Raw genomic sequence first — 11,719 nt, forward strand, 5'->3', positions numbered from 1 at the left:
CTTTTAGCCCTCGTAATATTCAGATACTTTATCCATTGAAACGTATTCGCCAGCTACCTTCATCATAGCCTTGCCATCTACAAATTTCACCGCCTCGACTGGGTAGTTGCCTACTTGCGTTTTATACTCTTTGCCATCTTTGCCAGTGTAAGTCGCTGAAATGGTATATGAGCCATTTGGCACTTGGTTGCCAGACGCGTCTTTACCGTCCCAAGCTAGGTTATGAACGCCTGCATTTGTCTCATTTAGATCAGTTGTTCTTACGACTTGACCATTTGCGTTTTTGACCTCTATTTTGCCATTTGCAAGATCTGTCTTAAAGTAAAGCGCAAATTTTGCATCTTTTTTCTCATCTGTTAGCGTGACTGCATTTGAGCCAGTTGAGACCATCTTGCCAAGGGCTGAGATAGCGTAGGCGTTTGCGTTTGATTTTAGCTGATTTACTAGCTCTTTCATCGCTTTGTTTGTGTTTTCTTGCATCTCGACTGATGCTAGTTGGCTAGTTTGCGTGAGCATCTTTTCAGTATCCATAGGGCTTGTTGGGTCTTGGTACTGAAGCTCGGTTAAAAGTAGCTTCATAAATGCATCTTTGTCAAGCTGTCCATTTGGATTAGTTCCTGTGCTAGCTGCAGCGTCTTGTCTTGCTTTTGCCTTTTTCTCGGCATTTTTTTGTTGCGTTGTTTGTGTAGTTATATCTGAAACTGAAGCCATAATCTCTCCTAAATATATCTTGGTATTACTAGCTCAAGCAAGCTTTGTTCCGCTTGAGCGTTTTCGCTCTCGTCGCTTTGATTTGAGCTATATTTGTTCTTTGTTTGTTCTCTTTTTTCTTGTCTTTGGTTTTGGTCTGAGAAATTCATCTCAAGCTCGGTAAATCCCATATTTACAAGGCTGTTTTTAAACTCGGCCTGGTTTTGTAAAAAGAGGTTCATCGTCGCTGTTGTAGAGTTAAAATTTACATGCAAATTATTGCCGCGATTTACCATCGTGATCTCGACCTCACCTAAATTTAGCGGGTTAAGCGTGATGTTAAAGCGAGTGATCGGCGCTTTGTAGTTTTGCACCTGCTCTTTTAGCGTAGAAGAGAAATTACTAAGCGTCTCTTTTATCTCTGCCTTTGTTTGAAGCTGGTGTTTAGCGCTGTTTGCGATATCTTTTACCATTTGATTTAGCTCTGATTTATTATCACTGCTAAATGTCTCCTCGCTTGGCTCAGCCTCGCTCATCTGCTCTCTTTCAGGAAAAAGTAGCGACTCAAGAGTTGGGGCTTTTTGCGCCTTTTGCTCGTGTAAATTTACCTTTACTTTTGGCTCTTTTGGCTGCTCATCTGGCTCAATATCCACTATCTCATCATCAAGCTTTACTTCACTATCATCTAGCTTTTTAGGCTCTTCTTTGACTAAATTTTTAACTTCGCTGACTGGATTTGCCACCACCTCTTTTAGCAAAGTATCAAGCTTTACGACCTCTTTTGGCTCGTTTTTGATGATAGTTTGCTCGACCTCGTTTTTTAGCTCTTTTAGATAAAAAGGCTTGTCCTCGGTCTTTATCGGCGTGAAAAATTCCTGCTTGCCCAAATTTTTAAACATCTCGTTTAGTTTTGGCACATCTTCATTTGAAATTTCTATATTTTCAAGGCCAAGGTCAAATTTCTTAGCAAGGTTGATAAGATCGCTAACGCTTTTAACGTTGCTAAGTTCTTCGACGTTTTGGGGCACACTTAAGAAATTTGCTATTTTGTCGCTGAAATTTGGAAATTTACTTACTTTTTCATTGCCATTTAGAATTTCTAAAACTTGCAAAAGCTGCATGAAATTTGCATTTTCATAAAGCTCATTTTTTGTATCTTCGTCCAAATTTTCTTCAAGTGCGGCCGAAATTTTTGCCACACTTTCGTTTTGCGCCTTTTCTATCGTCTCTTTTTGGATATCAACAGTTTTTACTATCTCTTTGACATCCTTTTCGGTGATCTTTTGACCGCTATTTGCCTTGCTCGCAGCCGCATCCAAAACCATCGACAAAAACTCGCCATTGTTTTGAGACTTCTTCGCAGCTGCAGGCTTTTTCGTAGCCGTAGGAGCTAGCAAATCTACGTTGTTTTTCGCTGTGTAAGCTTGCATTTAATCCCTTTAAATTTAAAAACTTAACGCTTACATGCAAAATCTATTCCAAAAATTAATTTCTTGATATCAGCTTAAAATTTATAAAAATTTGGCTATAATCTGCCCCTATTTTAAAACTGATAAAGCGAAAAATATCAAACTAATAAACGGAGAAACATTTGGAAAAGATACGAAATATAGCCGTTATCGCGCACGTCGACCACGGTAAGACAACAATGGTTGATGAGCTTTTGAAGCAGTCAGGAACATTTAACGAGCATCAAAACCTTGGCGAGCGTGTAATGGATAGCAACGACATCGAAAGAGAGCGTGGCATCACGATCCTTTCTAAAAATACTGCCATTCGCTACAAAGATACAAAGATCAACATCATCGACACCCCAGGCCACGCCGACTTTGGTGGCGAGGTAGAGCGTGTTCTTAAGATGGTTGATGGCGTTTTACTACTTGTCGATGCGCAAGAAGGCGTTATGCCACAAACTAAATTTGTCGTCAAAAAGGCGCTTTCACTTGGACTTCGCCCAATCGTCGTCGTAAATAAGATAGATAAGCCTGCAGGCGATCCAGACCGCGTTATAAATGAAATCTTTGACCTTTTTGTCGCACTTGATGCAAACGACGAGCAGTTAGAATTTCCAGTCGTTTATGCAGCTGCTAAAAATGGCTACGCAAAGCTAAAACTAAGCGATGAAAACAAAGATATGCAGCCACTTTTTGAGACTATCCTAGCTCACGTACCAGCTCCAAGTGGTAGTGACGAGAACCCACTTCAGCTTCAAGTTTTCACGCTTGATTATGACAACTATGTCGGCAAGATCGGCATCGCGAGGATTTTTAACGGCAAGATAGCTAAAAACCAAAACGTCATGCTTGCAAAGGCTGATGGCACAAAGACAACTGGTAGAATTTCAAAACTCATCGGCTTTATGGGACTTGACAGGATCGATATAAATGAGGCTGGCACTGGCGACATCGTAGCGATCGCTGGCTTTGACGCGCTTGACGTTGGCGACAGCGTCGTTGATCCAAACAACCCACATCCACTTGATCCTCTTCACATCGAAGAGCCAACCCTTAGCGTTGTATTTTCTGTAAATGACGGCCCACTAGCAGGCACTGAGGGCAAACACGTCACATCAAACAAGATCGATGAGCGCCTTGCAAATGAGATGAAGACAAATATCGCGATGAAGTATGAAAACATCGGCGAGGGCAAATTTAAAGTAAGCGGCCGTGGCGAGCTTCAGATCACTATCTTGGCTGAAAATATGCGCCGCGAGGGCTATGAGTTTTTACTTGGCAGACCTGAGGTCATCGTAAAAGAGATAAACGGCGTAAAATGCGAGCCATACGAGCTTTTAGTGATCGACGCGCCTGATGATACGACAGGCACAGTCATCGAAAAACTAGGCAAAAGAAAGGCTGAAATGGTCTCTATGAACCCAACAGGCGACGGCCAAACAAGGATCGAATTTGAGATCCCAGCGCGCGGCCTTATCGGCTTTAGAAGCCAGTTTTTGACTGATACAAAAGGCGAGGGCGTTATGAACCACAGCTTTTTGGAGTTTAGACCACTAAGCGGCACCGTCGAGCACAGAACAAACGGCGCTTTAGTTTCTATGGAAAACGGCGTAACGCTTGCTTATTCGCTATTTAACTTGCAAGATCGTGGCGTGCTATTTCTTGATCCACAAGCAAAGGTCTATGTGGGCATGATCATCGGCGAGCACAGCCGTCCAAACGACCTTGATGTAAATCCTATCAAGGGCAAAAACCTAACAAACGTGCGTGCAAGCGGCAGTGACGATGCGATCAAGCTTGTGCCACCTAGAAAGCTAAGCCTTGAGCGTGCGCTTGAGTGGATAGAGGACGACGAGCTAGTCGAGGTTACGCCTATAAATATCCGCGTTCGCAAGCGCTATTTAGACCCAACAGAGCGCAAAAGAAAAGCAAAACTATAATCCAAATTTGCTAGCAAAATCCCTTTGGTGCCAGCCAAAGGGGCTAGCAAGTGAAATTTAATCCCAAAAGCAAATTTAATAATCTAGTTTGTAAATTTATCTGCTCGTGCCAAATAGTGCTGGCTAAATTTAGTCAAATTTGGGTTTTAACTGCCCTAAATTTATAAAGGCTACTTTTTGTTTTTTGAGTTCTGGCGCTTCAAATTTGTAAATTTATGCTTGATAAGTAAATTTATATGATCTGATACCGTCACGAGAAATTTATAGAGTAGTTTGCGTTTTACAAAGACTATTTTGCCCGTGAAAACGCAACTAGTTGTGGTTAGTGAATTTGCTTATTTGAATTTGCAAAAGGGTTAAATTTAGGTTTTGAGAGCTGTTAAATTTGCTTATTTGACTATCTCTGCATCCAAATTTTAGTAGTGGCTTAAATTTTAAATTTGTGGCTTGACTGAATTTACTTGCGTGGTTGTAGTGGCGTTGCGATGAATAGCTACTTTATCCGCACAAACAGACTAAATTTAATGAAATTTAGTCCTTTCTCGCTCTAAATTTGTAAATTTATGCGAGTTGATAGGATTTGAGCGATATAAATTTTGATTTTAGTGGGCAACTTTATATATTGGTGCAAATTTATATCAGCCAGTGCTTGGCTAAAGCATCTGGCAGACTTTAAATTTTAAAATATAGTCTGAAGCGAGGTCTATAGCAAGTGAAAGGCTAAATTTGGTTTGACTATTTGTAAATTTATCTAATTAGTAGATTAAATTTAGACCTTGTCTAAAAAACTATCTTTTAAAATCACTCTTGTTAGTGATGAAATTTAGCAAATTTATCACCTCAAACCACAATAAAAGCTACCTAAATTTATAAAAAGTGCAGGGAGTAAATTTAACTAGCGGATCTTTTTTAGTCTGCTCTTTGAAATTTTATAAATTTTTGATGGCGTATCTTCAAAAAATAGTTCATCAACAACTTCATCAGCCACGCTTCTAGCCCAAACTTCGTCAAATTTCATACCATTTTTGTTCGCGCTGCTTGAGTAAAGCCAGTCAAATTTGCTTAAAAATTTCTCATGTTTGCACTCTTTTACGACCCTGATCGCCTTTAAATTTGGATATAAAAATGTCGTCTTTCTTGAGCGGCGGATGAAATTTTTATACTTTTTTGGCGCTCTAGCAAGCTCATGTAAAACGCTAAATTTAGCCGTCGTGATGAGGCAAGGTTTGCCCTCGCTTCGCATTTTGACGTGATTTATCTCCTTGTAGTCCTTGCTTAAAAAGCCAGCCGTCGTGTCAGTTTGCGCTAGATATATCATCTCTCTTCTTTGAAAGTAAAAATATGCACGATATGATGAGAACAAAGCCTAAAAAGTCCCAAAAGACAAATTTTGTCCCAAGCCAAAAGTAGCCAAAAAATGCCGCGCTTAGTGGCTCTATGCAGGCTATCATGCTGGCTTTTGAGGCGCCTATGAGCTTAACACCAGTCATATAAAAGCTAAATGCAAATATCGTGCCAAGCGTGATAACGGCGAGAAATGCCAGCCACTGCGCCGTGCCACTAAGCCCCGCAAACTCCCACACTCTCATATAAAGGCAAAGCACCACGCCACCTATCACCATGCCCCAGCCAAGCGTGAGCGTGACTGAGTATTTGGCATTTAGCCTTGCGGGAGCTAGGTTATAAACGCAGACGCAAACAGCACTTACCAAGCACCAAAATAGCGCTTCTGGCGAGATGACAAGGGCTGAAATTTGCGCATGAGTAGCCAAGAAAAAGACGCCAAGCATCGCGCAAAGTAGGGCTAAAATTTCAAGCGGTCTTGGTGCTCGCCTCTCTTTTAGGCAGATGATGGCTAGGATGAGAACTGGAGCAGTGTATTGGATAACTGTCGCAACTGCGGCGTTTGAGAGCTCGATAGAGTAAAAGTAAGCATACTGCGTCATCATTAGCCCAAGCAGGGCGTATATAAAAAGCTCAGCCATCAGTTTTACGTCAGTAACTGGCGCAAAAACGGCCTTTTTAGCCTTAAAAGCGTAGTAGAGCACGATAAGAGCACCAGCTAGCAAGAGCCTATAAGGCACTAGAAAATCAGCGCTAATGCCTTGCAAGAAGAGATACTGCCCGCAAACTCCGCTAAATCCCCAAAGAACGCCACCAACTAGCGTAAGAAGCACTCCAAGTTGATGGCTGGACATAAAATTTATCTATCTTTATGTAGCTGGGCGTCTTTGCCGTAGTGAGGCGAATAAGGCCCATAAAGTATGCAGTCGTGGCAGTTTCTAGAAAAGAGATAGGCATCGGCTCTTACTGCTAGATCGTATGATCTATCTGAGATGGTGTTTGCTACCTGCGTGATGACGGCTGAGACTAGCATGCCAAGTAGGCTGTTTTGCCCGCTGCCACTATCCTCTGCGGCTTCTGCCTCGCCCTGCCAGAGCGTCGCACCGCTTTTTATATCGACTAGCTTTGCTTCAAGCACTACCTTTGTAGAACTTGAGACCACGACGTAGCTCGTGCCGTAGTCTTTGATGTTTATGTAAAGCACGCTATCGGCGTGGAAAATTTTATCAAGCTTATTTAGTGGCACGGCTGCGATCTCGCTTGGCTCGGTTATGCCATTTTGCTTAAATGTATCATTTACAAGAGCCACTGGAAATACATAGTATCCAGCCTCGCTAAGTGGGGCTACTGAGTTAGCTAGAACCGCTGCCGAGCCGCTTACCTCGGTGCTATCGTTTGTTGGCATGAGCACTAGGATGGAGCGTGGCTTTTTTTGTAAAAAGGCTGAGTAGTCGTATGGCTCAGGCTCTTTAAAAGAACAACCCGCAAAAAATATCGCAAGAAGCGTCGCAGCTATAAATTTCAGGCTATTTTTCATCTTTCGCTCCCTCTTTTTTGCTCTGCTTTTTTGGGGTTAAATTTTTAGAGCCCTTGATGAAATTTATAAATTCTTTTGACTCTGGGAAATTTTGCACCTCTTTGTCAAAATTTGCATTTGCAGCGCCTAAATTTCCATTATTTAAGTATAAAAGTCCAAGGTGTGCATAAAGCCCTGGCGCAACCTTGTAGCCCCTTTGGGTTGAGTTTTGCACTAAATTTTCTAAGCGTGAAATTTGCTCAGTTGCGTCGCCATCTTCGCTTAGATAGCTATATAGCGAGCTACTATATGTGCCATCCCAGTAGTAAAGCGACCTTGGGCCACTTGCGTTGCTGCACCCTGCTAGCACGAGCGCAAGAGCGCCAAGGCTGGCAAGCTTTATTTTACTTGCCATGCTCCGCTTTCTATGCCATTTACTAGGTTATTTACCGCTTCAACTATCGCTAGGCTTAGCACCTTGCCATTTAGCGTAGAGTCGTATCCTGCGGTGCCGCCAAAGCCGATGATCTCTCTGTTTGAAAGGGTGTATTCGCCGGCGCCACTAACTGAATATACAACCTCAGCCGTTTTGGTATCGACAACGTTTAAATTTACCTTTGAGTAGGCAGTTTGTTGCTTACCTTTGCCAAGTATGCCAAATAGCTGGTGATCGCCTGTTGTCTTGCGTCCAAACTCAGTCACATCGCCAGTTATGACGTATCTTGAGCCTTTTAAATTTTGAGCCTCTTTGCTTAGCTCGCTCTCTTGTTTGAGGACTGACATATTTGATCTCTCAAGCACCGAAAATCTACCGCTTTGCTGTAAATTTGTGATTAGGATGCTTTGAGCTTGGTTGCCAAGTCTATCCTCGCCGTCGCTAAAGGCGCCGTTTTGATAGGCTGATTGGTTATTAAAGCGGCCAATAGAAACTGAGACCTTTTTGCCGTTATAAACTGAGCCGTAGCTTGCTACTTTTGGAGTTTCTACCACTCTTGAGCTCTCGCTAGCGCACCCTGCAAAAAGCGCTGCGATCACTAGAGCTGCACTAAATTTTAAAACATTTTTCATCTTTATCCTTTGTGACAAAATCGTGTGTATATTACTACTTTTTTTTAAATGGCTCGAAATTTCATCCACGTGCCATTTGCGTATCTGCGCACAAAGAGTACCGCCTTTACCGCCCAGTCGGCAAACATCGCAAACCAAGTGCCTATCATGCCAAGATTAAAGGTGAGCGCAAAGATATAAGCTAGCACGATCCTGCAGGCAAACATGCAGGCTAAATTTACTATCATCGGGTATTTTGCGTCCCCAGCAGCTCGAAAAACGGTCGGATAGGTGTAGGCAAGCGGCCAGATAAGGCACATCGCGATGCCGTGATACCAGACGATCTGCCTTGTTAAATTTATGGCCTCGCTTGAGAGATTATAAACGCGAAGTAGCGGCTCAAGAAGCAGTAACACGACAGCCGTGCTAAAAAGCTGCACGATGTAGATGCTTAGCATTGATTTTCTTACGTAAAATTTAGCCTGATTAAAGTCATTTGCGCCGATACATCTAGCCACTACTACGCTTAGGCCTGTGCCTATCGCCATGCCAGGGAGTACCTGAAACATCACGATCGTCCCGCCCACGGCATTTGCAGCGATGCTTGCCGTGCCAAAGAGCGAAACAAGGCTCAAAACGATGATGCGACCCACGTAAAACATCGAATTTTCAAAGCCATAAGGCACGCCGATATTTAAAATTTTCTTGATGATCTCGTAGTCAAATTTATAGATAAGGCTCTTTCTTATGTGAAGTTTTAGCTTTATATCAAGTAGCAGATAGACGATGACAAAGCAAGCGATAGCTCTTGCTATGAGCGTGCTAATGGCGATACCAAGCACCCCTGTGTGAAATGTGTAGATGCTAATGGCAGTTAGCAGCACATTTAGTAAATTTGCAGCCGCCATGATATACATAGGTAGCTTTGCGTTTGACATCGTGCGAAAGATCGCCGCAGCTGCTGCATAGAGGGCTAAAAAGGGCGCTGAAATGGCGGAGAAAACGAGATAGTGGCTAGCATCATGCCTCACTTGCTCGCCGATATCGCCAAAGACTTTATCTAAGATGAGATCTTTTAAAACTATGATGGCAAGGGCTATAAAGATGGCAAAAATTAGACTAAACCAAACTAGCTGATCGGCGGTATTTCTGGCGCTACCACTTTGTTTGCTACCTAGATACTGGCTAGCGACCACCGAGCCACCAGTGGCTATGGCAGTAAAAATGCTAATAAATAGCGCCATGACAAACTCCACAAGGCTTACCGCACTCACCGCACTTTCGCTAACGCTTGCTGCCATTAGCGAGTTTGCAAGGCCCAGGCTATACTCTAAAAACTGCTCTACGGCGATAGGGAAAAAGAGCCTTGCAAGGTCGGCATTTGAGAAAAATCTCTGCTCGGTTGTCAAATTTTTCAAATTTCATCCCCTTTGTAAAGTGTGGGTAAATTATAAATTTTAAAAGGTGAAAGGGCTATAAATTTTGGGTCTTATTTATTGACAAATTTGTCTTAAAGTGAGTAAAATCACGCCAGTTCTAAGTTTTAGAAAGACCTTTTTTGGATACAAAATGCACTCAATCGGTATTGATATAGGCTCAACATCTGCAAAAGTCGCGATCATAGAGGCAAGTAGCGGCGAGATAAAGGAGCTCTTTTTACTCCCAACTGGCTGGAGCAGCGCAGATACGGCTATGCTTATAAAAGAGCGAATTTTAGGCTTAAACCTTGGCGAGCTATATTTTACTGCGACAGGTTACGGCAGAGTTTCGGTGCCATACGCTGATAAAACTCTTACAGAGATCACCTGTCACGCGCTTGGGGCGCACTACTTTTGCAAAAGCAACTGCACAGTTATAGACGTGGGCGGACAAGATACGAAGGCTATCAAGCTTGAAAATGGCTCGGTGATGGACTTTACGATGAATGATAAATGTTCAGCTGGTACTGGTAAATTTTTAGAAGTGATGTCAAACCGCCTTGGAGTTAGGTTTGATGAGCTGACACGTCTTGCTAAAAATAGCGATAAAGATATATCCATAAGCTCGATGTGCACGGTCTTTGCGGAGTCTGAGATCATAAGCCTTATCGCTCAAAACGTCTCACGAGAAAATATCGCAAAAGCGGTGATCATCTCAGCTATAAATAAAATTTCAAATTTGGTCAAAAAACAGGCAAATACGAGCTATTTCTTAAGCGGTGGCTTTAGTAAGAGCGAGTATGTGAGAGAAAATTTAGAAGTGTGCTTGCAAGCTAAAGTCACCACGCACGAAGATGCGATCTACTGCGGTGCGATAGGCGCTAGCCTTGCAGGGATAAGAAATTTAAGGAGAGAAAATGGCGATAAATGAGAGTATGAGTTTGAGCGAAATTTTCGCTACCTATGATGGCGCTAAGAAAAATTTAGCCCAAAACGTCGAAGCGGTCAAAAATAGCGGCCAAAAGATCGCGGCTATCTTTTGTACCTACACGCCAAGAGAGATCATCCACGCAGCAAACGCTTATAGCGTGAGTGTTTGTGCAACTGGCGATAACGCGGTGGTTGAGGGCGAAAAGTACCTGCCTAAAAACCTCTGTCCGCTCATAAAAGCAAGCTACGGCTTTGCAAAAGCGAACAAATGCCCATTTGTGCGAAACTCTGATATCGTTATCGGCGAGACGACATGCGACGGCAAGAAGAAGATGTATGAGCTAATGGGAGAATTTAAAGATGTGCACGTCATGCATTTGCCGCATTTTAAGAGCCAAAAGAGCTTGGAGATTTGGCAAGATGAGGTCAGGGAGCTAAAGGAGCGTCTGGAGGCTAAATTTGGCGTGAGCGTAAGCGATGAGGAGCTTAGAAACTCTATCAGGCTATTTAACAAAGAGCGCGAGCTAATGGGAGAAATTCAAAATTTCATGAAACTAACGCCACCACCGATGAACGGCAAAGAGCTACACGCACTGCTATATGGAAATGGCTTTATATTTGACAAAGAGGAGCAGATAAGTGACCTTGAGATCATCGTTGAGAAGCTAAAAGAGTGCGTGAGAGATAAAATTTCACCCGTGCATAAGGACGCCAAACGCATCATCATCACAGGCTGTCCAAGCGGTGGGGTCTATGATAAGATTGTGCCAGCCATAGAAGAGGCGGGCGGCGTCGTGGTAGCTTACGAAAACTGCACTGGCACTAAAAACTTTAGCAACCTAATCGATGAAAATGATGATCCAATTAGCGCCATAGCAAAGCGCTACATGGCGATACCTTGCTCGATCATGTCGCCAAATAAAGAGAGAGAAAAGGTACTACAAGAGATGATAAAAGAGTATAAGGCGGACGGAGTGATCGACGTTGTGCTGCAAGCCTGTCACACCTACAATGTAGAAACTGCCAATATGAAAAGAGCGTGCAACGATGTGGATACGCCTTATATGGCGCTTGAGACGGACTTTTCTACAAGCGACGCTGGACAGATCAAGACAAGGCTCGAGGCATTTATAGAGATGCTTTAGGATAAATTTGGCGTCTGGCTTTTTGAGGCGAGCGCTAAATTTAAAAGAGCAGGGGGCTAAATTTAGCTTTAAATTTAAATAGCTGACTTGAAATGCAGTGAAATTTACAAGTCAGCTAAAGTGAAAATTCCAACTTAAAAATAGATATTTTTAAAAAATATGCAGGAATTTCTCCTGCATATTTAAATAACTAATCTTCTAAAAGCCACCATGCAGAGTTATTACTATTTATATA

The 11,719-nt window shown here is 42.7% G+C and carries 11 protein-coding genes; 3 read left to right on the forward strand and 8 right to left on the reverse strand.

All coding sequences use genetic code 11. The annotated features are described in order from the left end of the window. Positions 1-3 precede the first annotated feature (3 nt). Positions 4-711 (reverse strand): flagellar basal body rod modification protein, encoded by a 708-nt coding sequence (locus CYP84_RS05655; RefSeq protein ID WP_103636938.1) that lies wholly within the window; start codon positions 709-711, stop codon positions 4-6. An 8-nt stretch (positions 712-719) separates the two neighbouring features. After that, positions 720-2,120, reverse strand: coding sequence for a flagellar hook-length control protein FliK (locus CYP84_RS05660; protein ID WP_103636939.1), 1,401 nt, complete (start codon positions 2,118-2,120; stop codon positions 720-722). A 161-nt stretch (positions 2,121-2,281) separates the two neighbouring features. Between CYP84_RS05660 and typA the strand changes: the two genes are divergently transcribed. Beyond that, on the forward strand, positions 2,282-4,084 hold the full coding sequence (gene typA, locus CYP84_RS05665; RefSeq protein WP_004317297.1) for a translational GTPase TypA: 1,803 nt from the start codon (positions 2,282-2,284) through the stop codon (positions 4,082-4,084). A gap of 895 nt (positions 4,085-4,979) precedes the next feature. Here the strand turns inward: typA and CYP84_RS05670 are convergent. The 6 genes from CYP84_RS05670 to CYP84_RS05695 are packed head-to-tail and all read right to left on the reverse strand — an operon-like array spanning position 4,980 to position 9,409. Further along, positions 4,980-5,402, reverse strand: a complete 423-nt coding sequence (locus tag CYP84_RS05670; RefSeq protein WP_103636940.1) for a Sua5 YciO YrdC YwlC family protein — start codon at positions 5,400-5,402, stop codon at positions 4,980-4,982. Then, positions 5,380-6,282, reverse strand: a complete 903-nt coding sequence (locus tag CYP84_RS05675) for a DMT family transporter (protein ID WP_012001041.1) — start codon at positions 6,280-6,282, stop codon at positions 5,380-5,382. Before CYP84_RS05675 ends, CYP84_RS05670 begins: the two co-directional genes overlap by 23 nt. Positions 6,283-6,287: 5 nt before the next feature. Then, a complete protein-coding gene (locus tag CYP84_RS05680; protein WP_103636941.1) occupies positions 6,288-6,965 on the reverse strand; it encodes a DUF799 domain-containing protein in 678 nt (225 codons plus the stop codon). Further along, complete coding sequence (locus tag CYP84_RS05685) at positions 6,955-7,359, reverse strand: DUF4810 domain-containing protein (RefSeq protein ID WP_012001043.1); 405 nt, start codon at positions 7,357-7,359, stop codon at positions 6,955-6,957. The genes CYP84_RS05680 and CYP84_RS05685 overlap by 11 nt, the downstream gene beginning before the upstream one ends. Beyond that, positions 7,344-8,012: a CsgG/HfaB family protein gene (locus CYP84_RS05690; RefSeq protein ID WP_009295049.1), complete on the reverse strand. Its 669-nt coding sequence runs from the start codon at positions 8,010-8,012 to the stop codon at positions 7,344-7,346. Before CYP84_RS05690 ends, CYP84_RS05685 begins: the two co-directional genes overlap by 16 nt. 44 nt (positions 8,013-8,056) lie before the next feature. After that, positions 8,057-9,409 carry an MATE family efflux transporter gene (locus CYP84_RS05695; RefSeq protein ID WP_103636942.1) on the reverse strand — a complete coding sequence of 451 codons (1,353 nt, stop codon included), beginning with the start codon at positions 9,407-9,409 and terminating at the stop codon, positions 8,057-8,059. Between the two features lie 151 nt (positions 9,410-9,560). Between CYP84_RS05695 and CYP84_RS05700 the strand changes: the two genes are divergently transcribed. Then, positions 9,561-10,340, forward strand: coding sequence for an acyl-CoA dehydratase activase (locus tag CYP84_RS05700; protein WP_103636943.1), 780 nt, complete (start codon positions 9,561-9,563; stop codon positions 10,338-10,340). Further along, entirely contained in the window at positions 10,327-11,484 is a 1,158-nt protein-coding gene (locus CYP84_RS05705; RefSeq protein WP_103636944.1) for a double-cubane-cluster-containing anaerobic reductase, read from the forward strand. Before CYP84_RS05700 ends, CYP84_RS05705 begins: the two co-directional genes overlap by 14 nt. The last annotated feature ends 235 nt before the right edge of the window (positions 11,485-11,719 follow it).

This window comes from Campylobacter concisus, assembly GCF_002912425.1.
In the GTDB taxonomy this organism is placed as follows: domain Bacteria; phylum Campylobacterota; class Campylobacteria; order Campylobacterales; family Campylobacteraceae; genus Campylobacter_A; species Campylobacter_A concisus_AH.